Genomic DNA, 25,651 nt, shown 5'->3' on the forward strand with positions numbered 1-25,651 from the left:
GGTGCTTTCGGCTAGATGTTGCGGAGCATGCTGACGACGGTGGGGAAGGGGGACAGGCTCTCCACGAGGCGGTCGACGGTCCCGGCATCGGGCTTCTGCGCGAGTGCCTGCTGGATTCGGGCGAGCTGGGCATCGGTGAGGCCGACGGTTTCGCCGTCTCGGGTGACGCTGACGGCGATGGCGGTGCCGAAGATGACGGTGGGGGAGCCGAGTCGGTGGGCGAGGACGGTCGCGGGCAGGTTCAGGGTTGACCCGTTGATGAGTCCTTCGTCGTCGACGAAGAGGTCGATGTCGTCTTGCAGGCCGACGACGTCGAACATGCGGCAGCCGATGGCCGCGACGATGTCCGCCCCGATGCTGGCCTCGTTCACGTCCAGGACGCGGATGGTTTCGGTCGGGTTGATCTTGATGCTGCGAATGGTGGCGTTCATGGTGTGGGTCCTCTCCCTCAAAACAACTTGTTTTTTGCCTTTCCGGCAAGAGAGATCGATTGAGAGCGGGAGGCCCGGAGTGGCCGGTTTCGGGGCGAAATAAGGGAGCTTGCGACCGCGTCCCGTAACTGGGCACGCAGGGCCGGGAGCGAACTATGATCGGCTGCCGGAAAGGAAAAAAACGGGGTCAGAACGTGCCGCGCAGCGGCTCAAAGAAAGGTTCTTCCCGGCGCAGCCGGCCCCGCCAGGGAATTCTTGACAGGTGCCCATAGAGCTATCGGGGGGTTGAATACCGGGCGGGGCGGGGAAAAACTGGACGGATGCGACGAATCTCTTACAGCGGGGCGTCTTTCCTGACTTCGGATGCCATCGCTGACGCGCTCTTTCAACTCGTCACCGCCCTGGGCATCAGTCAGACCACGGAAACCCTCAACTTGCCGGCGATCAATGTGACCGGGAAAACGATCATCGTGAAACTGATCGTGGGGCCGTGGAGTGAGCTGATCAGCGTCCCCGAGGATTCCCTGTGGGACGAGCCGAACATCACCGAGGTCCTCGCGTTCCTCCGCGGCCGGGTGCTTACTCTCCAGCAGCCCAAACCCTCGCCCGCGTACTCGGAGATCGCGACCACCGATTTCGACAGCAGAGACTTCACCGACCCAGGCCGCACCCCCTGACCACCCCCTGGCACGGTGCGTGCGGCTCTCAGTACCCTAGGTCAGGTCCACGTCCACGATCGAGGAAGGTCCCTCATGGGAAGACTGACCTACAACTCGAGCATGAAGGTCCATTTCTCTGACCGCACGCTCGCGCACTTGAAAAGCGTCATCAATACCAAACTCCAACGCAAGGAGGGATTTCATTTCACGTGGGCTGATGACCCCGCGGAAGGCGGCGGCCGGAACACGATCTGGATCCACCCCGGCATCCCTCTGATCTTCACCTTCACCAGCTCCACCCCGCCCCTGCTCAATACGCGGTGGCTCGAGGCTCTCATCCGAACGGCCAATACCGTCACGGGCCTCGAAATCGTCCCCGAGCCACCCCGTCCACCCACCGCGGCAGCCTCCTAAACTCTTCACCGCACCAGTTGGCTGCCGCCACATCGGCCAGGTGTCACAGTGCGGAGCGCGTATCCGGGATGGTCCCGGCGAGCATCCGCTCGAGCTGGTCCATGTCGTCCGGGCCGCGCCCGCCGAGCAGAGCCGGCAGGAACCGGGCCAGGGCTGCGAACCCGGCCTCCTGGTCCGGATACACACCGAGGGAGACCAGGTGGGTGTCTCCGCGGGACATTCTCAGTTCCAGGCACGGGTAGTGCTCTTCCGCGGTGATGCCCATTCGGACGGCGTCTGTGAAGGTGTTGCTGTCGAGCTGCTCCTGGATGGAAACGATCTGGTCCAGGTTGACCCAGATGTCGTCGGAACCGGCCACGGGCCGGGAACGGTCGTGACCCGGGGTGGTGACGGCGAGTTTGATGAAGCGCATGAGATGTCCAATCAGTAGGGACCTCGACGCTAAAACGCTGCCCACCGTCCCCGGCCGCATCCCGGCCACCTGTGGAGAGCCCGGTGCACCGGGGGAGTGTGAGGGGCGCGCTGGCCCCTCACCCGTGGCCACCCGGAAGGGTGGCCACGCAGCCCGGCTATCGGCGGGCCGTGGCAGCTAGGGCGATTTCCAGTGCCCGATCCTCACTCATCCCGATGGGACGAATAACGTTTCTGCTATACCGTTTGGTCTTCTTGACCCGGGTGGTCCCGGTGTATCCGGCCGGGCCGTCCTGCGCGGGCCCGTAGAGCGGGTGGACCAGCAACCAGTGGACGAAGGGCAGCGCCGGGGCCGCGACCCTGCGGCGAAAGCGCGGGGAGGGATTCGTGCAGAGGGCCCAAAACCGGGTTGCCTCGCCGCGAGCTGCGAGCCGGTCCGCGACCGGGATCGGGGCCACCCGGGGCGGGTGCATGAGCCTAATCGTGGAGACGTGCACGTACGCCTGCAGCGCGGAATCATCCCGGGCCGGGATCTCCTCCGCCAGCTCCCGGACAGCGCGCAGGATGCGGGCCGTGATCCGATCGGTGCGGGTGTCGTGGGGGTTCGTGCGCATCCACTCCGTGGCCTCGATCACACAGCAGAGCAGGTTCCACTCGAAGCTGTAGAAGCGCAGCAGAGAATCCACATCCCGGTTCCACCTGCTACCCCGGTGCGGGTTTACGGTGTCGTAACGGGCGAAGAAAGCGGTGCCGGCTTTCCGGTCCGCTGCGATCTGGTCACTGCTGCGCTGGGGCCGAACCTCGACAAGAACCTGGGACATGGAAACTCTCCGCTCAACTGATTTTTTTGCCTGTCTGGCAAGAGAATCGATTGAGAGCGGGAGGGCCGAAGAGCCCGGATTATCAAGGGAAATAAGCCCGCCAGGGCGCGCTCGATAAACCGGGCACGCAGGCCCGGAAGCGAACTACGATGACCGGCCAGACAGACAAAAAAGTCCTCAACCAGAACAGCCGCGAAGCGGTCCACAGGCCGGCACCGCCGGCACCGTCACTGCCGGCCTGGGGCCGGTTTCCCCCGGGTGGGGGAGTGTGAGGGGGCGCCGCCACCTCACGGCCGGCCCCGGGTGGGCCGGCCGCTGCGGCGGGGCTACTCGGGTCGCACGAGCTGCTGAATCTCGGCATACGGGGCGGTATCAGTCCACGTGTAGCCGGTGGTGACGCTGACTGTTTTCAGGTTGGCGCGCACGACTTCGCGCCACTGGCCGCGGATCTTCACCCGGTCGCCCTTCGTCACGGTGGAACGGTCGTAGCCGGTGGCCGTGCCGCTCTGGACCTGTGCGGCGCGCACGGCCTCCCAGTAGGCGATCTGGTCGCGCTTCTCGTCAAGGTGCGGCGCAAGGCGCTGTGCGCGGGCCTGCGTCTGCTCCTCGGTGGCATCGATGTAACCGTGTGTGTCGTCGTAGCACTGTGCGGTGATGCGGCGTTCGAGCGTGCGGAGCTCAGCGCCCAACGCCTCGATGCGGTTGGCCACGGTCACCGGGCTGTACCGGGCATTCGTGGTGTGGGTGGCCGCGTCCGCGCGGGCCTGGGCAGTGGCGGCGTCCGCGCTGGCTTCCACGGACTTCCGCATGGCGTTATCTGCTTGGGCGATCGCATTCCGGTGGCGGGCCTCGGAGTGGTGACCCACCTTGATCGGCTCCCCGCCCTCGGGCAGACGATGGATCGCGGTACGGGCTGTGGCCCAAGCGGCCTCGTCCGCGGTGGTCTTCCGCTCAGCCTTTGCGGCCAGGGCGTCGACCCGGTCGGCCTGACGCCCGATCTTTCCGGCCTCGACCTCGGCGGTCGTGCGGTGGGCGCTGTCGATGTCGGTTTCCACCTCGAACCCGGCGGCTACCAGGGCCGCCTGGGTGCGGGTGATGGTGTGCAGTTTGGGCAGATGGTCGCGGGACTGCGGGACGAACCAGGCGCTGATGCTGCGCCCCCACCGCCAACCAGCAGCCTTGAGTACGTCGGCGGTGCCGTCGCCTCGGCTGGTGCCCGCGATCATCGTTCCGGCTTCGTGAGTGTGGGTGATGGTGAGCATGAGTGTTTTTCCCCTCGGTCTAGGCGAAGCTGTCGGCGTAGCGGCTGGCGGTGCAGGTTTCGCCCGGCTGGGTATCAACGGCCCCCTCTGAGCGGCATCCGCTGCAGGCGCACCCGTCCGCGTACCGCTCCCGGGGATAGGTGTTCTCGTGGCTGTAATCCGACTCATCCATGGGGTTCTCTTTCTCTTGTGACCAACTGTTTTTTTGCCCTATCTGGCACGAGAAATCGATAGCGACCGGGAGGGCCGAAGTGCCCGCAGTGCCGGGCGAAATAAGCCCGCAGGGCGCGTCCGACAATGCGGGCAACGCAGGCACGAGAGGGAGCTACGGTGAAACGCCAGAAAGGACAAAAATGCCCAGCGAACAGCGCCGCGCAGCGGCTCCATCACGCTCGTAACGGCGTCAGCCGTGGCTTCAGAGTGAAGTCACTCTGATATCACCGGCCGCGAAGCGGTTCCACTTCGGTGAAAGGGGGACGGCGGCCGGACCGCCGTTTCGCCTCATCCCCAAGGGGCGTGTACCTGGTGCCACCAGGCTCCGACCTTCGTGCCGGCGCCGGGGGAGGGGAGGACGACAGTGAGGTGAGTGGGGGACTTTCGAGGTCGGGCCCACCCAGGCCGGCCCGAGATGGGTGCGGACGATTGCGCGCGGATAGCGACATGACGACTTCACAGTCTGTTGCGCCGCCCGATTACCCCGGGAGTAACCGCGCTACGACCCGCTCACGACGGGGCTGGCGGCCGACGCTCGTCATCCTCGCGACGCTCCTACTGGTCACCGTTCTCGTTGTGGGCTCCGTGGTGCTGGCGATTGTTTTCATCCCGGGTGGCCGGGATATCGCCCTGCCCGTGTTCGCTATGACGCTCGTCGTACATGCCACTCTCATGCTGCTCACCCTGCACTGGGGTTTGCGCCGGCGGGGAGCGGCTGGCACAAGCCGCCCCATCAAGATCGCCGCTCAGTCTTTCAGCTGATATCTCCAAGTGGCCCTGTTACGCCGTGTAGAGACGCAGCCACTCAATTGACAGACCGGATCGCTTTGTCCATGACGAACACCTTCCTTTCGCCGTTGCGGTCGAAGGAATGTTAGTGTGCTTCTCATCCACACGGGTGCCCTTGCAAGGGGCTGAGATCAGGCTGACGCGGCCTGCGACCGTTGAACCTGTCCGGGTAATGCCGGCGAAGGAAGTAGGAGTCCGCGAATGGAACCTGTCAACTCATCCCACACGCTCGGATACGTGCATGATGTCGAGCACGGCATACGTGTCCCGGTGACGCAGATCGCTCTCGAGGTGTCGCCGAACGGTCACGTGAACGAACCGTTCACGGTGTATCGCACCGAGGGGCCGGGGAGTGATCCGGTGCACGGCTTGCCTCCGTTTCGCTCTGCGTGGATCGAGGCGCGTGGTGACACGGAGGCGTATTCCGGGCGGCAACGTAATCTGGAAGACGACGGGCGTGCGGCGCTCCGAAGGGGGGCCGCATCCGCCGAGTGGGAGGGCGAGAAACCCACACCTCGCCGGTCACTGCCCGGTAAGACGGTCACGCAGATGTATTACGCCACACAGGGTGTGATCACCCCGGAAATGCGCTTTGTGGCCCTTCGCGAGAACTGTGATGTGGAACTGGTGCGGTCCGAGGTGGCTGCAGGTCGGGCGATCATTCCCAACAGCATCAACCATCCAGAATCCGAGCCGATGATCATCGGTAAAGCATTCCTGGTGAAGATCAACGCCAATATCGGTAACTCTGCGGTGACGAGTTCAATCGCCGAAGAGGTGGACAAACTTCAGTGGGCGGCTCAATGGGGCGCAGACACGGTAATGGACCTCTCCACTGGTGATGACATTCACACGACTCGGGAGTGGATCATCCGCAACTCTCCGGTGCCAATTGGTACAGTGCCGATCTACCAGGCTCTCGAAAAAGTCAATGGTGAAGCAAACGCGCTCACGTGGGAGATCTACCGCGACACCGTGATCGAGCAGTGCGAACAGGGCGTGGACTACATGACCGTCCACGCCGGTGTGCTGCTCCGGTACGTGCCGTTGACCGCCGACCGGGTGACGGGGATAGTTTCCCGCGGCGGTTCGATCATGGCGGGGTGGTGTCTGGCACATCATCAGGAAAACTTCCTCTACACGCACTTTGACGAGTTGTGCGAGATCTTCGCTCGCTACGATGTGGCGTTCTCCCTCGGCGACGGCTTGCGTCCGGGATCAACGGCGGACGCAAATGATGCCGCCCAGTTCGCGGAACTCGATACCCTCGCGGAGCTGACGAAGCGGGCCTGGAAATACGACGTCCAGGTGATGGTGGAGGGCCCCGGCCACATTCCGTTCCATCTGGTTCGGGAGAACGTCGAACGTCAGCAGGAGTTGTGTGATGGCGCCCCGTTCTACACGCTCGGCCCTCTGGTCACGGATATCGCTCCCGGGTACGACCACATCACCTCCGCGATCGGTGCAACCGAGATCGCTAGGTATGGAACAGCGATGCTCTGCTACGTCACCCCGAAAGAACATCTGGGACTGCCGAACAAGGACGACGTCAAAACAGGGGTGATCACCTACAAGATCGCCGCTCACGCCGCCGACCTGGCGAAAGGCCACCCCGGCGCTCACGAACGCGACGACGCACTGTCCAAAGCACGTTTCGAGTTCCGGTGGCGGGACCAGTTCGCGCTTTCCCTTGACCCGGTCACCGCCGAGGCCTTCCACGACGAGACACTCCCGGCGGAACCGGCGAAGACGGCCCACTTTTGCTCGATGTGCGGACCGAAATTCTGCTCGATGCGGATTTCACAGGACATCCGCGACCAGTTCGGAGGCTTGTCTGAGCAGCAGATCATCGCGGGGATGGAGGAGAAGTCGGCGGCGTTCCGGGAATCGGGTGGGAAGGTCTACCTCCCCGAACCCGTCATCGGCACACCGTAGAGTTCCTCGATGACCGAGCGTCTGGGCGCGGCTGACGTCTGCGCCCTCCTTGAGAAATTGCGCGAAAGCGCCCCCCTCGTCCAGTGTCTGACGAACACGGTGGTGACCAACTTCACCGCCAACGTGTTGCTCGCTATAGGTGCGGCCCCAGCTATGACGGACATCCCGAACGAGGCGGGAATGTTCGCCGAAATCGCGTCGGCAACCTTGATCAATGTTGGCACCCCGCATGCCGAGCAACGAATCGCGATGATCGAGGCCGCGCGGGCAGCCCACCGTGCGGGCCACCCTTGGGTTCTCGATCCGGTGGCGGTGGGTGCCCTTCCGGTGCGCACGGCGTTGGCGCGAGAGCTGCTGGAGTATTCGCCGACAGCGATCAGGGGTAACGCTTCAGAGATCATGGCTTTGGCTGGCTTAGGTACTGGCGGGCGAGGTGTGGATACGGTACACAGCGCAGAGAGGGCGTTGGAGGCAGCTACCCATCTTGCCCGCGCTTGCGGTTCCACCGTGGCAATATCCGGCGCAACCGACCTCGTCACGGACGGAACGGATGTGCTCCGGATCAGCAACGGGCACCACTATCTGACTCTCGTCACCGGTGGAGGGTGCGCGCTGGGGGCGGTGACCGCAGCCTTCCTTGCAGTGGGAGAAGACCGGCTGGCTGCAACCGCAGCGGCCACGGCTGTATATACGATCGCGGCAGAATTGGCGGCGGTGAACGCGCGCGGTCCTGGCACGTTTGCTGTTGCGTTCATAGACGCGTTGGCTGCGGTAGACGGGGCCCAGATCCAGTCGCGAGTCACCATCGCATGACGGGGCGCCCGGCCTTTTCCGGCGGTGTATATCTTGTCACGGACACCGCATTGTGTGGTGAGCTCGGCGTCGTGGATACGGTGCGGGCAGCGGTCAAAGGGGGTATCAGGGTGGTCCAGATTCGGGACAAAACGGCCAGCAACCTGGACTTTTACGATCTTGTCATGCGCACGGCCGATGCCGTCGGCGATCAGACGCTGCTCCTGGTCAATGACCGCGTCGACGTTTTCCTAGCTGCCCGTTCTGCCGGCGCTAAAGTACACGGCATGCATATCGGACAAAGCGATATGTCCCCGCTCCAGATGAGGCGAATTGTCGGGGCAGATGGGGTGATCGGGCTTACCGTCAACACGGTTGCACACATTGCGGATGCCCACCGTCTTCCTGAGAACACCGTTGATTACTTCGGAGTGGGCGTCATCCGGCCCTCGGCAACGAAACCGGACCATCCTCGGCCTCTTGGCGTCGTCGGCTTCAGAGCGCTTGCCGGTCTGACATCGTTACCGTGCGCGGCTATCGGCGGCATTACGGTAGCGGACATGCCCATCCTTCGCCGAGCTGGCGCGGTGGGAGCCGCTGTAGTGTCAGCGATCTGTGGAACGCCCCATCCGGAGGCCAGCGCCAAAGCCCTGGTCGCCGCATGGGAGAAGTGAACCATCCCGTGCATCTGAGAGTTCCCCGCGTTCTCAGTATTGCGGGAACCGACCCCACCGGAGGGGCCGGCATCCAGGCCGACCTGAAGAGCATCTCCGCCAATCACGGATACGGCATGGCCGTCGTCACCTGCCTCGTCGCCCAAAACACTCACGGCGTTCGAGCGATCCACACACCCCCGCCGGAATTCTTGTATCACCAACTTCGCGCCGTCAGCGACGACATCACGATCGACGCCGTCAAGATCGGAATGCTAGGCAACACGGTCACGATCGACATCGTCGAGTCGTGGCTCAGCCACGCCCAGCCACCAATCATCGTGCTCGATCCTGTCATGATCGCCAGCAGCGGGGCGAGGCTCCTCGATCACGATGCCGTCTCAGCAGTCACCCGGTTGCTCAACCGAGTTGATCTGGTTACTCCAAACCTCGCGGAACTCGGCGCTCTCCTTCAAGAACCGCCGGCCACCGACTGGGCACACGCGGTGGCTCAGGCGAACCGCCTGTCCGAAATTCACGAGGTGATCGTTCTGGTGAAAGGCGGTCACCTGCACAGCCCGCAATCCCCGGATGCGCTGGTGGATGCTGCGGGGCGCCTCACTGGCGGCCTCGCGTTATTCGAATCGACCGCCACTCGAGTGAACACCTCGAACACGCACGGGACGGGGTGCTCCCTGTCCGCCGCGGTCGCCACACAACAAGCTCAACTCGGCGACTGGACTGCCGCCCTGACCGCCGCTAAAACCTGGCTGCAGGACAGCCTCCTCCACGCCGACCATTTGAAGGTCGGGTCAGGCAACGGCCCCATCCACCATTTCCATCACCTGTGGGAGGCCGCTTCGGAGGGGCCACCTTAGGTGAGATAGCTGATCTTGTTCGTTTCCGGTCCTGTGAACCCACCGATGAATACCAGCACACCGCCGAGGCTGAGGAGCGCTGCGATTGCCGTCTGCTGCCCGAGGGCCGCTTGCAACGTCGGCAGGTAGTAGGGGTAGAGCGCGGGGAGCACGATCGAGAGGCTGTAACCGACCCCGTACCCGCTGGAGCGAACGGCCGCAGGAAACCGCTCAGCGAGGTATGCGCCGACCGGACCGTAACCGGATACCGTCACGACCTGCAGTGCCACTACCAGCAGCACGATTATCGGAAGCCCATTCGTGTGGAATATCGCGAGGAAGGTGACCGGCGCAACCACGGCCGCGAGCACCCCAAAGCACATGAAAAAGGTGCGCCTACCCATCACCGTTGACAGCTGACCCGCCGTCAACATCGCAACTGCCGAGACCACGGTCGCACACAGCATCGTGAACGAGATCGATTGCGCGCTCAGGTGAGAGGCAACCTGAAGCTCACCCGTCACAACGGGAATTGCCATATCAGTCATCAGCCATAAACCACTCATCAAAACGAACACTTGCAACAGCGCGCGCCGCTGCGGGCCGACGAAGATCTCCTTGAGAGGGTTCGCCTTCTTCACTGCCTGTGTCCACGTCAACGAATCAAGGACCACGAAGCGGTAGTACACCAGCATCGCCGCAGCAAGCGCCGCCCCAAGCAGGAACGGAACACGCCACCCCCACACGCTATACATTTCCGGGGTAAAGGTGCTGAGGAGCACCAACACGATCCCCGCGATCGTCGCGTTCGCCCAGGGAGACATCCACATGATCAACCCGCTGGCAAGACCTCGTCGCCTCGGCACCGACCACTCCATCGCCAACGGAACAGCGGATGTGTACTCCCCACCCAGGAAGACCCCACCCAGGAACCGCAATCCGACGATGATGAACAGGGTTCCACCACCCAGCACCGAATAGCCGGGCACCAGTGCAATGAGAAACGTCGTCAATGCGATGCCCGCGAGAGCTATTTTCGTCATCTGCGTGCGCCCAAACCGGTCAGCAATCGGACCGAAAATTGCCGCTCCCAGGGGGCGGCCCAGAAGGGTGGCAACAAAAACCAAACCGGCGTTGCTGACCAAATTGTTCGGACCGAACACCGCACCAGCCGCTGGAGTCAGGGCAATAACTGGCAGGAAAATATCGAACTGATCAACGAAATTTCCGAAAATGCCACCGCGAACAGCGCGGCGGACAGCGGCCGGCGCTGGGGAACTTCGCCCATCGGCGTGAACGAGGGCAAGCGCCTGGTTAGCGGGCTGGACGGAACTATGCACCGAAACTCACTTCCTTCGCCGGCATTACCCGGACAGGTTCAACGGTCGAAGCTGCGTCAGCTCCCTCTCAGCCCCTGCATCAGGACTCCCGTGTGGATGATCACCACCATAGTGCTCACCAGAACGCATCGACCACCCCAGCGTTCAAGCACGCGAATCCGACATTCGCGAATGGGTCAGAGACTGGAACGAGAACCCGAAGCCACTCATCTGGAAAGAGCCCGCCGGACAGATCCTCAAATCTCTCCAAACGATATTCCATGGGAATTCTGGGGGCTTCAACCGTTGCGTTGCTCGCTGCGGCCACACTCGGGTCCGGCGCGGCTCAGGCGCACAGTCCTGAACACTCCGGCGGCAAAAAAACGGTAGAGCTGTCCGCCGACCTCACGGAGCTCAACGGCTCCGGGGCATCATGAACTGTGACAGCGACAGTTCGCAACCAGAGGATCAAGCACATTGAGGTGCACGCTTCTGGGCTGACGCCAGACGCCCCGCATGCGCAGCACATCCACTACGGCGAGCAGGCGTTGAACGAGTGCCCCACCCTGGCACTGGACAGCAACGGTGATGGCCGCTTGAACACCGTGGAAGGGATTCCCGCATACGGACCGGTCGTCGTGTCGCTGAACACGACAGGCGACACGACTCCCGCAAGCTTCCTGGATGTGACTCGTTTCCCGGTGTCTGAGAGCGGCAGCTACCACTACAGCCGCGATAACATCGGCATCACCAAAGTCGCGGGAACGGGCTACCCGGGACCGGACGGAACAGGAACGGCGAAAGAGATCGCCGATTCCATTCGCGAGAGTGAAGGCGTCGTCGTGATCCATGGCGTCGACTACAACGGCAACGGTGAGTACGACTTCGGCCGAGGTGCAAGCGAACTCGACCCCAACCTGCCTGCAGAAGCGACCGACCCAGCCGCCTGCGGCATCCTCGAATAAGCGCACTCCCAGGAGCCTTCCACCGGGGCACAAAACAGTGATGGCCCCGCACCCGAAACGGGCCATCACTGTTTCACTTCCACAGCCCCCACCGCTCCGTAGGCGGTACTCACTACGCCGCTTCGCCCAGGTACTGCCACCGATTCTCCGGATTGAGCAACCCTGCCCCCACCAGCTCAAGCGCAGCCCGGTGATCAGCCAGGTTCGTGCTGGCCCGCGGATACCGCGGCCACACCCGCTCACCCGACCCACTCGCCTCAAACAACGGCCGGCTCGACACATGTGGGCGCCGAGGACGACTGCGGGGCGCCGACATCATCGTGGTCAATTCCGCTCGCCACCACGCCCACACCTCCCGCTCAATCCGATACCGCTCCGCTCGGGCTACAAGGGTTCCGAGCACGCCCAGCTGCAGGGCCGCCTGGTTCCGAAGATCCTGCTTCGACCTGGCCCACCCATCACGGTGAACGACCAGGAGCTTGTGACGACGCAGGCGACTGAGGATCGTGGCGGTGTGCCGGGCAGTGACGCCCAGGAGACGAGCTGCAGTGTCAATGGTCAGGGATGGGTGCTGGCGCAGCAGGGCGTAGAGCTTCCCGGCGAGGTGGCCAAGGCCGCGGCGGGTGAAGAGGTCGTGGCGTTGGTCGACGAGTTGTTCCTCGAGCAGGGCAACGAGATGCGTGCGGGTGTTAAAGAGCTCAGCTGCAGAACGGGCCGGCGACGACGGGATTTCTTGCGGGGGGCGGGGGTTATCTAATGGTTGTGACCGGACTGTACTGGGACCTGTGGATAACGTGGAGGCTAGGCGCCATTCGGCGGCGTTGCCGTCATCGCTCGCACTGACCCGCTCGACGTACCCAGCCTCAGCAAGGGCCGTCAGTGCGTCGGCTGCAGTGGTGCGGCCGAGGCCTCCCATCGGGCCCAGGTCCCGGATGGCGGCAGCGACGGTGCGCTTGCCGGTCTGCAGGGTCAGGTAGGCCAGGGCGCGGAGAATGGTCTGCTGATTCGAAGACGCCTCGGTCCGGCCCCACCGGCCCGGGCTGACCCGGAACCGGGTCAGGAGGGCTTCGACATCGGTCACGATGGCGTCCAACTCGGACAGGTCCTGCGGCTCCCGCACCGCCGGCAGCGGGCGCTGCAGGGCTGCGTACTGCTGGGCTTTGTCCCACTGCCGGCCCAACCGGGCCCGGGCCTCGGCCTTGCTGCGGGGGCGGCGGTCGCCGCGGCCGGTGTTCTTCGTCCGGAAGTGTTCCAAACCCGGGGCGGTCGTGATGGCGCGCTCGACATCGACGAGCTGCCAGCCCGCATTCGCGGCCGCGAGCAGACACATGAACCCCGTCCAGCTCGGGTTGCTGCCACCACCGATAGTGGCCATATGGGCGGTACCGGCCGCACTGAGGCGCCGGTGCGCCTGGTGGCGCGCGGTCACCGGGCCCGACGGGGCGCTGTCCTCCGTGCGGAGGGACGGTTTCGCCGCTTCGAGGACAGCGGCCAGGGCGGCCAGGTCAGCGGTCGTGGTCGACGGGACGATCAAGCTGTTCAGGTTGCCGCGGAGGACCGTGGAATGGCTGCCATCGCGGTGCGGGGACAACGGCGGCCGCGCAGCACCGGTAACAGCGTTCAGGAGCATGCCGTGGTCCAGACGGCGGAAATTCGCCCGCGCCGCACTCGCCACGGGGGCGACGGCGAGTTTCGGGGCGCCGCCCTGGAGGGCGAGCCAGATGTGACGGCCACCGGTCCCAGAGGACTGGCACACGACATGCTCGATCGAGAGAGCATCCATCATGTGGGAGAGCACGTCGCACTCATCGACGGCTTCCTCCATCAACTCGGCGTCAACGCCGTGCTTGTCCTTGCCGTCGAAGTCAAAGCACAGAACCCGGAACAACCCGGCCTCATCGGCCAGGTTCATCGCCCACGGCGTCGTGGGTTCAGCCGGCCCCACACGGTGAATCAGGGGGTAACTGTTCTCGTCCACACGCCCATACGCGTCCCGCTTCATCACACGCACCTGATCGCGCGGACTCATCCGGCGCGTCAAAGCCCAGGCTGTCCACGCTTCGGTGGACACGCCAGACACGCCGGACACACTTCCGGGTGCATTCTGGAGTACGTGCGCTATGCTCTGGGACATAGAGAAACCTCCCGTGAGGGCTGTTGATCTGGATTAGCTCGAACCCCCTGGCCGGCAAGCACACAGGGTTGGAGCTACGAAACTTGCAAGAGCCCGTCGCGAAAGCGACGGGCTCTTTCGTTTAAGCGGCTGGGATGAGCAACTCCTCTTTAGGGTCGCGAATGAGGTCGAGGACAGGCAGTTGGCCCTGGTCCGCGAGAGTTAGGCGCAGCAACGCTTCCAGGTAGATACCGGTGGAGACGCCACTTGCGGCTGCGGCTTGATTGACTACCGCGCGGATCGCGGGGTCGACTCGCGTTTGGAACAACACCGTGGGGGTGTGGTCCCGACGAATCCTGCTTCCCTTAGTAACGGCCATGGAAACGATCTTGTCGTTAAACCCATTCAAGAGTGCGCGCCACGCGGGAGCGACTCGATTAAAGCCGTGATTGTCCGAGGAACTCACCCAGAGCCACGTAGAGCTCTGTGACGCGTTCTGGGATGACTGTGTAGCGCACCCATTGGCCGCTTCTGGCTTCACTGCGCGGGGGAGTGGACTCGATGAGTCCCGCAGTCTCGAGCGCAGCAAGGTGGTTGGACGCCGTCGGCGGAGCGATGCCGAGCGCTGTGGCGATGTCGGAGCGTGTGCATGGCCCGTTCTCACGGATGTGCTTGAGGATTGCCACTCGAGCCCGGTTCCCAAATGCGTCGATCGCGGCCTCCACGAGTTCATCATGATGGGGACGCACATAGCGGGGCATTGTGCCATTCTGCCCGACCTCCGCCCTCTTCCATCGTTGACGACGTCAACCCTAATCATTATATGATTAGCTTATGACGAAGTCGAGCAACCGGGCGGCCAAATACACTCGCCCAGTGGGGGAGTGGTCAGCCCAGAACAAACTCGAGCACCTGCCCGAAGTCGCGGGTCACGAGATCCCGTCGCGCGGTGAACATCGTTCCCGGCGGCCGGCGCAGAACGTCGGCGGCGGCATCGTCCTCGATATAGCCCATGCCCCGAAGATCGATCAAGGCTGCGTGGACTGCGGGGCGACTCATCGTGTCCCCGATGGCATCGAACAGCTCGCTGTAGCTGAGCGGCTTGGGCAGCAGGGCGCGGAGCACCAGGACGCGGGAGGGCGCGGAAAACAGCTCTTGGAACAGTGCCACCCGGTCAGGGGCATGCTTCATCAGATTGTCGTCGCGGGCCATGCGCTCAATTCTGGCGTGGATCACCCTCGGTCGCGGGCTCGCCGCGACCGCGCTGCGGTTAATGCAAACGCATCTATTTACGTTTGCAACCTAAACAACCCGTCGATGTCAGTGGCCGCCCGTAGGTTCGAAGCTCCATGCGCTCCGGCCGCTCGCCCTACAATCCACGTCATTCAAGCGGTTAGGACCACATCCACAGGCGGAACACACCCCCCGTTCAGGTGCCTTGTCGGGGAAAAAGACGAGAGACTAGTCGAGGCCTAAAGGGGCTTCCTGTTTCTCTTTGCCACTTAGCCAAAAATTCGAGAGGACATCCCGCCCATGAGTGACACAGGTCGCAGCGCCCCTAGCGACGTCTTCGGAGCGGCAGACCGCGCCGGAGATTACATCGAGGAAGACACCCTCCTCACGCCCCCTGCGCCGCCCCGGCGCCGGCCCAAAACCACAGTCAGCACCCCCGGGGGAGTAGCCCTGGCTACAGCATCCGCGCCGGCCGCCGTACAGGAGACTGCCCCGTTGGAGTCGGCCACATCGACATCAACGGTGGCCGCTACAGTCGACTTGGTCAGCACGTCAGTGCTGTTCGGCGGTTCCGCCGCAGGTCTGGCTGCCGCGTCTCGCCCGACGGCGCCGGCTAAAGCCACCACCGGGTTCCGCGGGGCCCTGGCCAGTCTGGGACTGCCGGTCGGGCCGGGTGCCGCCGAGCTGAGGGAGCGGCGCCGGACGGAGCTGCGCACCACGCACGAGACCACGGTGCGGCAAGCGACCTGGACCCGGGCGGTCTCGGTCCTGGTGAACAACCCCAAGGGCGGGACGGGGAAGACTCCCACCGCTTTGCTGCTCGGGGGAGTGCTGGCTGCGATCCGCGGCGGATCGGTCGCGATCCTCGAAGTCTCTGACGACCCCGGCGCCCTGAACTTCCGCGCCGAGGGCAACCCCCTCCTCGGCCTCGGCGAACTCGTCCGCGACGTCGACCAGATCGGCACCGCCGGTCGCCTCGCCGGATACACGGCCCCGCAAACATCCTTCGCGTCCGTGATCGGATCCACCGGCCGCCGCGACCGCCTCACCGGCGAATCCGTCGTTGCAGTCTCCAACGTCATCGATGACTTCTACTCCATCCGCGTCATGGACTCCGGCAACGTCCCCACCTCCTCCGCGTTCCGCGGCGCAGTGTCCGTCTCCGACGTCCTCGTGATCCCCGTGATGAACGCCGGCGACTCCGTCCTCGAAGCCATCCAACTCCTCGAGGAACTCCGGGCGGAAGGCGGGCCCTCCGCGGAGCTCGCGAACCGGGCCATCGCCATCCGCCTCACCGACGGCCGCCCCGAGAACGACGCCGTCCGCCACGAAGTCGAACGCCTCCTCAACCAAGCGGGCGTATCAGCCCTGCACGAGATCCCCTACGACACCCACATCGCCGAACGCGGCCAACTCACCCTGGGCAGCCTCAACCCCGCCACCCGGGACGCGTTCGTGGCAGCCGCCGCCAGCGTGGTCCGGGCCCTGCAATCCGCGGTCTCCGCCGCCCCCACACAGAACCGGAAGGCCTAACCCATGCACGACCTCCTGCTCCAAGCAGCGATCGACAACCCTCTCGACGGGATCCTGCCCGACTTCTCCTTCGGCGGCGCCGAATTCACCGCCCTCTGGCAGAAACTCATCGCCGCCCTCTGGGCCATCGGGATCCTCGTGTCCATCGGCTTCCTCATCTTCGGCATCGTTGCCATGGCCGGCGCCTCCGGCGACACCAACCCGAACCCGCAAGCCCACGCCCAAGGACGCCGCAAAGCCGTCTGGGCCGGCATCTCCCTCGCCGCTCTCGCCGGCCTCGCGATCATCGTCGGCGCCGTCCTCTCCTTCGCCGGCTAACCCACACAACCAACGTCCAACCCAAGGAGTCCCACCATGCGAATGGTCACAGCATCCGGCCGTAGCCGCTGGCCCATCGTCATCGGGGCCGCCGCCCTCGTCATCGCCATCGGCGGAGGCATCGCCTACACCGCCACCCGCCCCACCCCGCCGCCGAACGCCGCACCCAGCACGGCCACAGCCACACCAACGCCGACGCCCACGGGCACCGATGGTGCCGGTGGCATCGGGGACGACGTCGCACCCACCGGATGCCTCGGCGGCCAAGACCGCAACGTCAACATGGTCCTCACCGCCCAAGCCGACGCCAAACACACGACCTACGGAGCAGTAGAAGCAGCTACCGCGTACTACCGGTGGCTGTGGCAGTACCCCAACCCGGCGGCCAACGTCACCGACGCGGACACCGTCAGTGCAGCGATCATGGCCTCCACGGCGAATGAATCGTTTCGCGACATCGCGGCCGCCTACGAGGCAACTGCGGGTATCGACATGACCTCGGGGCAAGTCCCCGCGGACACCCCGTTCCATCTGTCGACCACGAACGGCCTGTGGATGATCTCGGAGGGTTCGACTGCCGACAAGGTCGAAGTGAACATCGCGGCAGGGTACGTCGTCAACGGCGAACTCAGCCCAACGAAAGCAGCCATTATAACCCAAACGATGGTTTGGGAAGACGGCGCGTGGCATCTCGAGAGTGCCGGCACTCCCGATCAAGAGAAACTTGCCGCCGGCGGCACGCGCTACACGGCGGGTTGCTGATGAATCCTGACTGCGAGAGCAACGTCTTCGTTTGCGGTGTAACGAACCTCGCCGATGGAGTCGGGAACGCAGTAGGCGGTGTCGGCGCTGTCGTCAACACGGCAGCGGGGGTGGCGGACTTCTGGTCCGACCCCGCGGGGAATTCGTTCAAGCTGTTGCAGGAAGCGGCTAAGGGTCTCTCGGACACTGTGTTGCCGACGCTCACGCAGGCTACGCTTCCGGATCTGACGGCGGATTGGTTCATTCAGGCGTACCGGGTGTCGTTTGCCCTGGCGATCTTTGTGTTCGTGGCCCTGTTGATCCCGCAGATCGTGCGCACCGCGCGCGGCCACCAGTCCGGCCGGGAGCTGGGGGAGTCCCTCACCCTCTACGGGCCCGCCTTCATCCTCGGGGCCATGTTCGGTCCCGCGCTCGGCGCGTTCCTGGTGAAGTTCTTCGGCGCCCTCTCGGACTCACTCATCGCCTGGGGTGTCACCAGCAACTCCGAAACGATTGTGGCTAAGTTCTCCACGATGCTCTCCGAGGAAGACGGGTCCGGCCTGGCCGGCGGCGCTGTCCTCGGCGTGATTCTGATGTTCTTCATGATCCTGGGACTGCTCGTCGTGCTGTTGATGCTGATCGTGCGGCTCATCACCCTGTACTTCTCCGGCGTGCTGTTCCCGCTGGGGTTCGTGTGGATCGTGGACCCGCAGAAACGGAAGTTCGGGTCGAAGATCGCATACCTGTGGTTCGGGATCCTCGCCTCCCACCCGCTGTTGTTTTTCTTGCTCGCGATCGCGTACAGCATGATGAGCGCGCAGGTCGATGCGTTCTCTGACACCCCCACCCTCGCGAAGACCGTCACGCTGGTCGTGTCGATCCTGGCGTTGTTCATGGCTGGTCTCGCCCCGCTCGCCTTGACGAAGTTCGCCCCGGTGATCCCCACCGGTGGCGGCGGGACAGCACCCGTGGGACCCAACATCGGGTCGCAGTCGATGCAGCAAGCCGACGCCAAATACTCCGACAACGGCCCCGAAACCAGCGGCGGTGGCGGGTCGAGTTCACCGTCCTCGAGCGGCAGCACGGGCCAGGGCAGTACCGGTGGCGGTTCGCCTGCTGAGGGTGAAGCGGCGACGTCGTCGATCTCCGAGGCCGCGTCGGTCGGCTCCGCTACGGGCGGGGCCACCGCCGGCGCCGCTGCGGCAGGCGGCGGTGCGGTCGCTGCCGAGGGTGGGATGGCGGCCGCGGGTGCGGCTGAGTCCGCGACCGGTGCGGGGGCTGCGATTGGTATCCCGACGATGATTGCCGCCGGTGCGGTGGCGGGGTTTGAGGCGACGAAGAAGGTCACTGATTCGGTCACGGACGCGGCCGTGGCACCGGTCGAGGACCACGAGGAACATTATGGAAAGGACTCCGTCTCGTGAGTGACACCCCGCAGTCCCACATCCGCTACCTGGGCGGGGAGTCCGGGCACCGCGGGTTCTTCGGCGGCACCGCCTCCAAGACCCGTGTGATCTTGTTGGGCGTTTTCATCGCTGGCGGCATGGTCGGCATGGTCATCGGGGCCGGCCTGCCGGCGTTGATCGTGGCGGTGTCGGGGGTGGGCATCACGATGCTGACCACCGCCCGCACCCACCGTGGCACTGTCCTCGAGCGGCGCCGGAAGCGCGCCCGCGCCCGGGCACGGAAACGCCTCGGCACGGACGAGTTCGTGCCCTACGAAGTCGGGGCGTGGGACCAGCTCCAAGAAGCCATCCTCCGCGGCACCAAGAGCGAGAAGCAGGCCGCGGAGCGCGCGGCGGTGAAGATGCGGGCGAACCCGGACGGCGCCGACGGTATGGGCTGGCTCCAATACGCCTCCAACATGCCCGGCATTGCCTGGCACGCCCCGATCGGTGAGGAACCCTACCTGTCGGTGGCGTTTTCGGTGTCGGGGCAGTTGCGGGGGATGGAGACCGCGGCCGCCCTGACCCGTGCGGCGAACGCGTGGGGCAAGTTCCTGGCCCGCCGCGCCGCACCCTCCTCGTTGATCCGGAACGTGCAAACCCTCACCCGGGTGTTACCGCCAGACTCCGCCCGCCAGCAGTTGTGGGTGAAGACCCGCCTGGAACCGGTGCAGGAAACCTGGTCGGAGGCGCAGCGGGCCTCGTTTGAGGCGCAGAAACTCTCCTACGACGAAGTGATCCGGAAATCCAGTGCCAACGCGATGGTGCAACGCCACTACGTGGTCGTGTCCTGGCCGTTGACCCAGCAATTCACCGACGCCGCCAGCAAATACGGGACCGGCCGGGACGCCTGGCGGGCGCTGATGGCCGGGCAGATTCACGCCACCGAACAAGGCTTGAACGAAGCCCGGATGGGCGACGTGCAAGCCCTCACCGCCAAGCAAACCACAGCCCTGATGCTGCACCAGCAGAACCCACACCTCCCCATCGACCTCACCCGCACGGTCGACCCGCTCCGGGCCGGGATTACGTCCCGGGACGAGTTCTCCGCGCACATCGTCGACGACATCGACCCCACCACCCTCGTCATGACCGGGGCCGGGCCGGTGTGCCCGCCGGTGACGTGGTGGCACCGCACCGCGGCCATCCACGGGGAGAACCTTGCCGTCGCCGGGCGCAGCCCCCTCTGGTCCCTGGACCTCCTCATCGGGCGGGAGCTGAGCTTTGTCCGCTCGGTGTCCTTCCATCTGCACTTGGTGCCGGCGGGGCAGGCGAAAGCGAAAGCGCGCGCCGACGTCGTCCGCGACCTTGCCGGGGTCCTCGCCGACCAGCAGAAGGGCCGCCTCATCTCCGACGACAGCAGCACCCGCATGTCCGCCGCGCAGCGCCGCTCCGCGGACCTCGCCGCCGGATCCCACCACCACGGCGTCGACTGGATCGGCTTCGTGACTATCTCCGCGCCCACCCGGGCGGACTTGGGCCAGGCATCCCGGCAGCTCGAGGAAGCCTGTGCGACGGGCCTGGGCATTGAACGCCTCGACTGGCAAGACTCCTTCCAATCCGCCGCCTCCGGCACCACCTGGCCGATCGGCCGGGGCCTTCGCCCCGCAGGCGCAACCCTGGCAACCCGGGCCATCAACCGCCTCGCCGGCCGCACCGACAAGGACGCCATCTCATGACCCACCCCACACCCCGGCCCACCGACACCCCCGAAAAGCGTGCTGCCCCGGTGCGGAAGCCCTGGTACGGCAGCGTCCCGGGCCTGAAAATCTTCCTCACCCCCACGGCCACCATCCCGCCCACCCTCACCGGGGAAACCGAAGCCACCGAAACGGGCACCGGGGCTGGTGTTGCGGGGCCTGGTCGGCGGCCGGTGGATGTGCCACCGTTTGAGCGTCCCGGGTCGGTGCTGCGGGCCTCGCCGGGGGCGGCGGCGCGCGGCTGGTACGCGCCCCGCCTGGCCGGGGCGCCGTCCACGACCCGGCAAGCGGAGATTCTGAACACGGGCATCATCGGCGCCCCGACCGGCATTGACGGGGTCGTTAACGGCACCGACACGCTCTCGTCCACGATGATCAGCCACGACGCCCCCACCGCCTACAACGCCACCCCCCGGAAGCTCACCTCACCCAACGTCCTCATCATCGGCACCGTCGGGTCCGGGAAGTCGTCGTTTACGAAAACGGTCATGGTGATGCGGCCGCTGCTGCTGAAGAATCACCGGGCGGTGGTGTTTGACAAGAAGGACGAGGGCGGCGAAGGCGAATACGCCGCCCTCACCCGCCGCATGGGCACCGAACCCCTCCGCTTCGACCCCGACGGCTCCGGCACCCGGTTCAACCTGATGGACCCCCTCATCGCCCGCGGCACCGGACTGCAAGGCCAAATGCTGCTCATCAACGCTGTCGCCCGCATCGCCCGCGACGACACCGCTGCGACGGAATGGGAAGAGAAAGCCACCCGGTACGCCCTGCAACTCTTGTTCGAGAAGTTCCAGGACACCCGCCGGGCCGCGACCACCACCGATTTGATGCCGTTCCTCGGGTTGGTGCCCACCGATCAAGGACTCTCCGGGGACGCCTCCGAACGGTTCCACCAGGCGGGCCTATCGATCAGGTTCGGCCTGCAAAACCTCCTCGAAACCTACGCCGGCGTCTTCGACGGCGAAACCAGCCGCCACGTCGACCTCTCCCACAAACTCACCACCTTCGACATCTCCCAGCTCCCCGACTCCGGCCCCGCCATCCCCACCGTGATGGCGATCGGGAACATGTGGCTGATGGGACGCCTGCGCGAAGAACGCGGCTTCGTCACCAACGTGATCTACGAAGAGGGCTGGCACATGATCGGCGGCCCCTCCGCGCAGCTGGTGAAATCCAACCAGAAACTCTCCCGGTCCCTGGGCATCTCGAACGTCTTCGTCATGCACAAAGGCACCGACATCCCCGCGGACAGCCCCGGCTACACCGTCGTCCAAGAAGCGCAAACCGTGTACGCGTTCCGCCAAGACCGGCCCGAAGACGCCAGGTGGGCGCAAGAAACCTTCAACTTCGCCCCCGACACCGCCGCGACGCTGATGGGGTTGAACCCCGGGCATTGCGTGTTCAAGTACGGGTCCAACCCGGAAACCCACATCCGTCACATCCGCTCGGACTGGGAAGTGGACGTCACCAACACCGACTCCGCCATGGCCGCCGGCAACACCACCACCTAACCCGCCCATGCAGAAAGGCATCCTCGGCACCACAGCAGTGCTCCTGCTCGTGGTCCTCTTCACCGGGCTGCTGCTCGTCACTGGCGGCAGCCCCGGCACCAGCGCCTGCGCGGCAGTCGCGGCGAACCCCCAGGGCGCCGCCGAACGCTCACCGGTCGCCGGGTATCAGGGCGACCAGCTCGTTAACGCGGCCCTGATCATGAACGCCGGCGCCACCGCCGGGGTCAACGTGCACGGGCAAACCATCGCCGTGATGACCGCGATGGGCGAATCCGCACTCCGCAACCTCACCTACGGCGACGCTGTCGGCCCCGACTCCCGCGGCCTGTTCCAGCAGCGCAACACCTGGGGCACCCTCGCCGAACGCATGAACCCCACCCAAGCAGCCGGGTTCTTCTTTCAGCGCCTCGTCACTGTCCCAAATTGGGACACGCTGGCGCCCACGGCGGCGGCGCACGCCGTCCAGATCAACGCCGACCCCAACCACTACACGACCTACTACGACCAGGCGAAAGAAGTCGTGGCCGCTCTCACCACCGGGGACGCAGCCTGTGCCGCCGGCGTCAGCGGTGACGCCCAGGCGTTGGCAGCCGCCCTTGTGGTCAAGATCGACGCGGGAGCGATCACGGGTTTGTCGCCGGATCACCTGCGCGAGATCCGGTGGATCGCCGACGGCGACACCCGCCCGAACTGCGGCATCGACACCCGCATCCTGCAAGTCATCACCATCGCGACGAACATGTTCGAGCGGGTCGGGATCTCCGACATCAACCGGGCCTGCACCGGCCAGGTCCTCGGCTCCGGGCTCTCCTCGCCGCACTCCGCGAATGGTGGCGGCCACGCCGTCGACTTCTACTCCTTCGACCGGATGCCCACCACCGGCGCCGACGCGAACGCCCTGAAGCTCTTGAAGGCACTCAGCCCGGTGATGCCCGCCGGGTCCGGCGCCGGCCAGAACCAGTGCCGCGCCGACACCGGCGTGAGCCTGGACCTGTCGATGAAGCAATTCCGGGACGACTGCAACCACGTCCACATCGCCGTCGATCCCAACAGCACCGACCCCATGAAACTCAGCAACTAATGCCCCACCCCCAGGCGCACCACGCCACCCCGAAACCCAGACAGTCCGTGTTTGTGGCGGCAAGGAGAACCCTGTGATCGACTGGAAAGCCCGCATCATGACCGGGCTCCTCGCCGTCCTCGCGGCCGCCGGCCTCCTCGTGGCCGTGCACGTCGGCGCGATGATCACCCCCACCGGCACCCTGTATCCGTGGAACCCGGCCGCGTTGGCCGGGGGCTTCCTGTTCCGGGACGCACCGTGGCCGCCCGCCGCAACCTGGACAAGCCTGGTCGCCCTGATCCTCGCGGTGGCCCTGTTCGCATTCATCCTGGCCAAGCAAGCCCAGTGGGCGTCGACCAAGCGCAACAACGTCGCGCTCCGGCACATGGCCACAACCCGGCAATCCGCCGTGCTGCGCTCGAAGTTGCGGGCCAAGGAAGCCGCGCAGCTGCACCCGGCCGCGGTGAACCTGCCTCCGGGGGAGCGGGTCGGCCGCCTCGTCGGGCGCGGGAACCGGTGGGTGTATCAGGGGTGGCGGGACCTGGGTGTGTACGTGTTCGGCACCGGCCGCGGCAAAACATCCGCCCTCGTGATCCGGCACATGCTCGAAGCCCCCGGCGCGGCCATCATGACGTCCAACAAAGTCGACGGCGTTCGCGAAACCCTCGCCGGGCGCGCCGAACACGGGCAGGCGTTCATCTTCGACCCCAACCGCATCTACCGCCTCGACCCGCAGCCTGATTTCGTGTTCAACCCGCTCGAGTACATTCGCAGCGCCGCGGACGCCCGGGAGCTCGCCGCGATCTTTGAAGCCTCCACCCGGAAGGCTTCGGACCGGGGTGGGGATTCCCAGTTCGATACCGCCGGGCGGGACATGCTCGCGTACTTCTTCTACGCCGCCGCCCTCGAGCACGAACCCCTGTCCCAGGTGTTCGCGTGGATTGCCCGGGCCGAGGGGTACGACGTGCAGCAGATCCTCGCCCGGCACGGGAAAACCGGGCCATCTTCCACCATCGAGGGCATCCTGAGCTGGCCGGACAAAACCAAGGGCAGCGTCTACGCGACCGCGCAGCGGATGGCGTCCGCTCTCGCTGACGACGACCTCCTCGCCTGGACCGATACGACCGGGGTCCGCCGGTTCGACCCGGCCGCGTTCATCACCAGCACCGACACCCTGGTGCTCCTCTCCAAAGACGGTGAAGGATCCGGTGGTGCCATTCTCACCGCCCTCATCCGTGCGATCTGCAAAACCGCTGAGACGGCCGCGCAGCGAAACGGCGGCCGCCTCCCGGTCCCGCTCGTGATGGAGCTCGACGAGTGCGCGAACATCGTCCGCTGGCCCGAACTGCCCTCGGTGTATTCGTTCTACGGGTCGATGGGCATCATCCTCAACTCCTACTTCCAATCCCGCGCCCAAGCCATCGACGCGTTCGGGAAAGACGGCTGGCAGACCCTCTGGGACGCCGCCGCCACCCGGGTCTTCGGTGGCGGATCCGGCGACGACGACTTCCTCCGTTCCCTGGCCGCCCTCATCGGTGAACACGACGAAATCACCTACGGCAGCTCCACCGGCAAAGACGGCCAGCTGTCCACCTCCACCAACACCCGCAAGGTCAACACCCTCGACATCGCCGCCCTCGGCTCCCTCCCCGAATGGCGCGCCATCGTCTTCAGCTCCAAATGCCGACCCGTCATGGTCAACACCGTCCCCTGGTTCCGCGACAAAACCCTCACCACCACCATCAACCGCACCCAAATTAGAACCGCGAACCCCAGGCCGGAACCGGTGCCGGTGCCGGTGCCGGTGCCGGACGACACCATTCCCGCGGAGGCGGTAGCCCATGGCTGAGTACGACGACTACGACTCGACCGGCCCTGAGGAGGACACGGTCGACGTTCGCCAAATGTTCCTCGACTGGTTGACCGGACACCTCGCCACCGTCGAGGTCGTCGGCACCAAACCAACACCGTGGTGCACCCAATGGTGGCTACACCCGGAGGTCGTCGCCCGGTTCAAGGCCCTCTGGCAAGCCAGCATGCAAGCCGACGCCAGCGTCATGGACGGCGACGCCGGCGCCGTTTCCTCCTGGTGGATCAACCACTGGGACCGCCACGCCGCCGTCATCTTCGACAAAGGAAACGGGCCCTTCCGCGACTGCGACCCCGACCAAGGACACCTCTACCGCCGTAAAGACACAACCGCCCAGATCGTGCCGGCGGCGATGCCGCCGGACGACGTCGAGCTCAGCTGAAGGTGACACCGTGTTTTTTAGAACGTACCCCGACAGAAATTAATCAATATTCGACGATTTGTCAGCGCAAATGGGGCTGTTCGACGGGGGTTGGGGTCTTGGTAGTAACGGAACAGGATTGAACGCTAAGCGCGTCGTGTCAGGTCGCGTTCCGGCTAGTTTTCCGACGGTGTGCCTGTCGCGGGCGAGGCAGTGAGCGGGACTTGCGGCTTCAGCGAAGA

The 25,651-nt window shown here is 65.2% G+C and carries 26 protein-coding genes and 2 riboswitches; of the genes, 17 read left to right on the plus strand and 9 right to left on the minus strand.

The features are described from left to right. Nucleotides 1–11: 11 nt before the first annotated feature. Complete coding sequence (locus tag QMG61_RS11230; protein ID WP_283494416.1) at nt 12–431, minus strand: DUF3846 domain-containing protein; 420 nt, start codon at nt 429–431, stop codon at nt 12–14. A gap of 320 nt (nt 432–751) precedes the next feature. Between QMG61_RS11230 and QMG61_RS11235 the strand changes: the two genes are divergently transcribed. Further along, complete coding sequence (locus tag QMG61_RS11235) at nt 752–1,108, plus strand: hypothetical protein (protein WP_283494417.1); 357 nt, start codon at nt 752–754, stop codon at nt 1,106–1,108. Between the two features lie 75 nt (nt 1,109–1,183). After that, nucleotides 1,184–1,504, plus strand: a complete 321-nt coding sequence (locus QMG61_RS11240) for a DUF7882 family protein (RefSeq protein WP_283494418.1) — start codon at nt 1,184–1,186, stop codon at nt 1,502–1,504. Between the two features lie 43 nt (nt 1,505–1,547). Here the strand turns inward: QMG61_RS11240 and QMG61_RS11245 are convergent, their stop codons facing one another. The 4 genes from QMG61_RS11245 to QMG61_RS11260 all read right to left on the minus strand — a co-directional run bounded on the left by QMG61_RS11245 (nt 1,548) and on the right by QMG61_RS11260 (nt 4,170). Continuing rightward, nucleotides 1,548–1,916 carry a hypothetical protein gene (locus QMG61_RS11245; RefSeq protein WP_283494419.1) on the minus strand — a complete coding sequence of 123 codons (369 nt, stop codon included), beginning with the start codon at nt 1,914–1,916 and terminating at the stop codon, nt 1,548–1,550. A 157-nt stretch (nt 1,917–2,073) separates the two neighbouring features. Next, nucleotides 2,074–2,736, minus strand: coding sequence for a hypothetical protein (locus QMG61_RS11250; RefSeq protein ID WP_283494420.1), 663 nt, complete (start codon nt 2,734–2,736; stop codon nt 2,074–2,076). A 326-nt stretch (nt 2,737–3,062) separates the two neighbouring features. Further along, a complete protein-coding gene (locus tag QMG61_RS11255; protein ID WP_283494421.1) occupies nt 3,063–3,998 on the minus strand; it encodes a DUF3560 domain-containing protein in 936 nt (311 codons plus the stop codon). A 19-nt stretch (nt 3,999–4,017) separates the two neighbouring features. Then, nucleotides 4,018–4,170 (minus strand): hypothetical protein, encoded by a 153-nt coding sequence (locus QMG61_RS11260; RefSeq protein ID WP_283494422.1) that lies wholly within the window; start codon nt 4,168–4,170, stop codon nt 4,018–4,020. A gap of 488 nt (nt 4,171–4,658) precedes the next feature. Here QMG61_RS11260 and QMG61_RS11265 point away from each other — a divergent pair, with 488 nt between their 5' ends. From QMG61_RS11265 to thiD, 5 genes are all read left to right on the plus strand, one after another. Beyond that, entirely contained in the window at nt 4,659–4,973 is a 315-nt protein-coding gene (locus QMG61_RS11265) for a hypothetical protein (RefSeq protein ID WP_283494423.1), read from the plus strand. A 122-nt stretch (nt 4,974–5,095) separates the two neighbouring features. Beyond that, nucleotides 5,096–5,204, plus strand: a riboswitch (TPP riboswitch). Further along, nucleotides 5,202–6,935 (plus strand): phosphomethylpyrimidine synthase ThiC, encoded by a 1,734-nt coding sequence (thiC, locus tag QMG61_RS11270; protein WP_283494424.1) that lies wholly within the window; start codon nt 5,202–5,204, stop codon nt 6,933–6,935. It overlaps the preceding riboswitch by 3 nt. 9 nt (nt 6,936–6,944) lie before the next feature. Further along, a complete protein-coding gene (gene thiM / locus QMG61_RS11275) occupies nt 6,945–7,748 on the plus strand; it encodes a hydroxyethylthiazole kinase (RefSeq protein ID WP_283494425.1) in 804 nt (267 codons plus the stop codon). Then, the gene (locus QMG61_RS11280) at nt 7,745–8,401 is read left to right on the plus strand and encodes a thiamine phosphate synthase (RefSeq protein WP_283494426.1); all 657 of its coding nucleotides are present in this window, start codon (nt 7,745–7,747) and stop codon (nt 8,399–8,401) included. The genes thiM and QMG61_RS11280 overlap by 4 nt, the downstream gene beginning before the upstream one ends. Next, entirely contained in the window at nt 8,389–9,258 is an 870-nt protein-coding gene (gene thiD / locus QMG61_RS11285; protein WP_283494427.1) for a bifunctional hydroxymethylpyrimidine kinase/phosphomethylpyrimidine kinase, read from the plus strand. The genes QMG61_RS11280 and thiD overlap by 13 nt, the downstream gene beginning before the upstream one ends. Here the strand turns inward: thiD and QMG61_RS11290 are convergent. After that, a complete protein-coding gene (locus QMG61_RS11290) occupies nt 9,255–10,577 on the minus strand; it encodes an MFS transporter (protein WP_283494428.1) in 1,323 nt (440 codons plus the stop codon). The genes thiD and QMG61_RS11290 overlap by 4 nt on opposite strands. Next, a riboswitch (TPP riboswitch) is annotated at nt 10,571–10,679 on the minus strand. Its footprint overlaps the gene before it by 7 nt. A gap of 317 nt (nt 10,680–10,996) precedes the next feature. Between QMG61_RS11290 and QMG61_RS11295 the strand changes: the two genes are divergently transcribed. Then, a complete protein-coding gene (locus tag QMG61_RS11295; protein ID WP_283494429.1) occupies nt 10,997–11,521 on the plus strand; it encodes a hypothetical protein in 525 nt (174 codons plus the stop codon). Nucleotides 11,522–11,633: 112 nt separating this feature from the next. On the opposite strand, the gene QMG61_RS11300 is transcribed toward QMG61_RS11295, so the two are convergent. From QMG61_RS11300 to QMG61_RS11310, 3 genes are all read right to left on the minus strand, one after another. Then, nucleotides 11,634–13,499, minus strand: a complete 1,866-nt coding sequence (locus tag QMG61_RS11300) for a bifunctional DNA primase/polymerase (protein WP_283494430.1) — start codon at nt 13,497–13,499, stop codon at nt 11,634–11,636. Nucleotides 13,500–14,071: 572 nt separating this feature from the next. Then, on the minus strand, nt 14,072–14,395 hold the full coding sequence (locus tag QMG61_RS11305) for an ArsR/SmtB family transcription factor (protein WP_283494431.1): 324 nt from the start codon (nt 14,393–14,395) through the stop codon (nt 14,072–14,074). 127 nt (nt 14,396–14,522) lie between these two features. Next, nucleotides 14,523–14,846 (minus strand): hypothetical protein, encoded by a 324-nt coding sequence (locus QMG61_RS11310; protein ID WP_283494432.1) that lies wholly within the window; start codon nt 14,844–14,846, stop codon nt 14,523–14,525. Between the two features lie 561 nt (nt 14,847–15,407). On the opposite strand from QMG61_RS11310, the gene QMG61_RS11315 reads away from it, so the two are divergent. The 9 genes from QMG61_RS11315 (at nt 15,408) to QMG61_RS11355 (ending at nt 25,430) form a co-directional block, all read left to right on the plus strand. Beyond that, nucleotides 15,408–16,400 carry a nucleotide-binding protein gene (locus QMG61_RS11315; RefSeq protein WP_283494433.1) on the plus strand — a complete coding sequence of 331 codons (993 nt, stop codon included), beginning with the start codon at nt 15,408–15,410 and terminating at the stop codon, nt 16,398–16,400. A 3-nt stretch (nt 16,401–16,403) separates the two neighbouring features. Continuing rightward, nucleotides 16,404–16,718 (plus strand): hypothetical protein, encoded by a 315-nt coding sequence (locus QMG61_RS11320; protein ID WP_283494434.1) that lies wholly within the window; start codon nt 16,404–16,406, stop codon nt 16,716–16,718. Between the two features lie 36 nt (nt 16,719–16,754). Next, entirely contained in the window at nt 16,755–17,480 is a 726-nt protein-coding gene (locus QMG61_RS11325) for a hypothetical protein (protein ID WP_283494435.1), read from the plus strand. Beyond that, the gene (locus QMG61_RS11330) at nt 17,480–18,883 is read left to right on the plus strand and encodes a hypothetical protein (protein WP_283494436.1); all 1,404 of its coding nucleotides are present in this window, start codon (nt 17,480–17,482) and stop codon (nt 18,881–18,883) included. The genes QMG61_RS11325 and QMG61_RS11330 overlap by 1 nt, the downstream gene beginning before the upstream one ends. Continuing rightward, complete coding sequence (locus QMG61_RS11335; RefSeq protein WP_283494437.1) at nt 18,880–20,583, plus strand: hypothetical protein; 1,704 nt, start codon at nt 18,880–18,882, stop codon at nt 20,581–20,583. Before QMG61_RS11330 ends, QMG61_RS11335 begins: the two co-directional genes overlap by 4 nt. Continuing rightward, nucleotides 20,580–22,118, plus strand: a complete 1,539-nt coding sequence (locus tag QMG61_RS11340) for a putative type IV secretion/conjugal transfer ATPase (RefSeq protein WP_283494438.1) — start codon at nt 20,580–20,582, stop codon at nt 22,116–22,118. The genes QMG61_RS11335 and QMG61_RS11340 overlap by 4 nt, the downstream gene beginning before the upstream one ends. 7 nt (nt 22,119–22,125) lie before the next feature. Further along, nucleotides 22,126–23,199: a hypothetical protein gene (locus QMG61_RS11345; RefSeq protein ID WP_283494439.1), complete on the plus strand. Its 1,074-nt coding sequence runs from the start codon at nt 22,126–22,128 to the stop codon at nt 23,197–23,199. A 73-nt stretch (nt 23,200–23,272) separates the two neighbouring features. Further along, the gene (locus tag QMG61_RS11350; protein ID WP_283494440.1) at nt 23,273–25,027 is read left to right on the plus strand and encodes a type IV secretory system conjugative DNA transfer family protein; all 1,755 of its coding nucleotides are present in this window, start codon (nt 23,273–23,275) and stop codon (nt 25,025–25,027) included. After that, nucleotides 25,020–25,430 carry a DUF4913 domain-containing protein gene (locus QMG61_RS11355; protein ID WP_283494441.1) on the plus strand — a complete coding sequence of 137 codons (411 nt, stop codon included), beginning with the start codon at nt 25,020–25,022 and terminating at the stop codon, nt 25,428–25,430. Before QMG61_RS11350 ends, QMG61_RS11355 begins: the two co-directional genes overlap by 8 nt. Nucleotides 25,431–25,651: the final 221 nt, after the last annotated feature.

Source organism: Cryobacterium sp. PH31-AA6 (assembly GCF_030063195.1).
In the GTDB taxonomy this organism is placed as follows: domain Bacteria; phylum Actinomycetota; class Actinomycetes; order Actinomycetales; family Microbacteriaceae; genus Cryobacterium.

Coding starts and splice junctions, on each gene's coding strand:
- QMG61_RS11230 (WP_283494416.1), bottom strand. CDS start 431: ATGAACGCCACCATTCGCAGCATCAAGATCAACCCGACCGAAACCATC.
- QMG61_RS11235 (WP_283494417.1), top strand. CDS start 752: ATGCGACGAATCTCTTACAGCGGGGCGTCTTTCCTGACTTCGGATGCC.
- QMG61_RS11240 (WP_283494418.1), top strand. CDS start 1,184: ATGGGAAGACTGACCTACAACTCGAGCATGAAGGTCCATTTCTCTGAC.
- QMG61_RS11245 (WP_283494419.1), bottom strand. CDS start 1,916: ATGCGCTTCATCAAACTCGCCGTCACCACCCCGGGTCACGACCGTTCC.
- QMG61_RS11250 (WP_283494420.1), bottom strand. CDS start 2,736: ATGTCCCAGGTTCTTGTCGAGGTTCGGCCCCAGCGCAGCAGTGACCAG.
- QMG61_RS11255 (WP_283494421.1), bottom strand. CDS start 3,998: ATGCTCACCATCACCCACACTCACGAAGCCGGAACGATGATCGCGGGC.
- QMG61_RS11260 (WP_283494422.1), bottom strand. CDS start 4,170: ATGGATGAGTCGGATTACAGCCACGAGAACACCTATCCCCGGGAGCGG.
- QMG61_RS11265 (WP_283494423.1), top strand. CDS start 4,659: ATGACGACTTCACAGTCTGTTGCGCCGCCCGATTACCCCGGGAGTAAC.
- thiC (WP_283494424.1), top strand. CDS start 5,202: ATGGAACCTGTCAACTCATCCCACACGCTCGGATACGTGCATGATGTC.
- thiM (WP_283494425.1), top strand. CDS start 6,945: ATGACCGAGCGTCTGGGCGCGGCTGACGTCTGCGCCCTCCTTGAGAAA.
- QMG61_RS11280 (WP_283494426.1), top strand. CDS start 7,745: ATGACGGGGCGCCCGGCCTTTTCCGGCGGTGTATATCTTGTCACGGAC.
- thiD (WP_283494427.1), top strand. CDS start 8,389: ATGGGAGAAGTGAACCATCCCGTGCATCTGAGAGTTCCCCGCGTTCTC.
- QMG61_RS11305 (WP_283494431.1), bottom strand. CDS start 14,395: ATGCCCCGCTATGTGCGTCCCCATCATGATGAACTCGTGGAGGCCGCG.
- QMG61_RS11310 (WP_283494432.1), bottom strand. CDS start 14,846: ATGGCCCGCGACGACAATCTGATGAAGCATGCCCCTGACCGGGTGGCA.
- QMG61_RS11320 (WP_283494434.1), top strand. CDS start 16,404: ATGCACGACCTCCTGCTCCAAGCAGCGATCGACAACCCTCTCGACGGG.
- QMG61_RS11325 (WP_283494435.1), top strand. CDS start 16,755: ATGCGAATGGTCACAGCATCCGGCCGTAGCCGCTGGCCCATCGTCATC.
- QMG61_RS11330 (WP_283494436.1), top strand. CDS start 17,480: ATGAATCCTGACTGCGAGAGCAACGTCTTCGTTTGCGGTGTAACGAAC.
- QMG61_RS11340 (WP_283494438.1), top strand. CDS start 20,580: ATGACCCACCCCACACCCCGGCCCACCGACACCCCCGAAAAGCGTGCT.
- QMG61_RS11345 (WP_283494439.1), top strand. CDS start 22,126: ATGCAGAAAGGCATCCTCGGCACCACAGCAGTGCTCCTGCTCGTGGTC.
- QMG61_RS11355 (WP_283494441.1), top strand. CDS start 25,020: ATGGCTGAGTACGACGACTACGACTCGACCGGCCCTGAGGAGGACACG.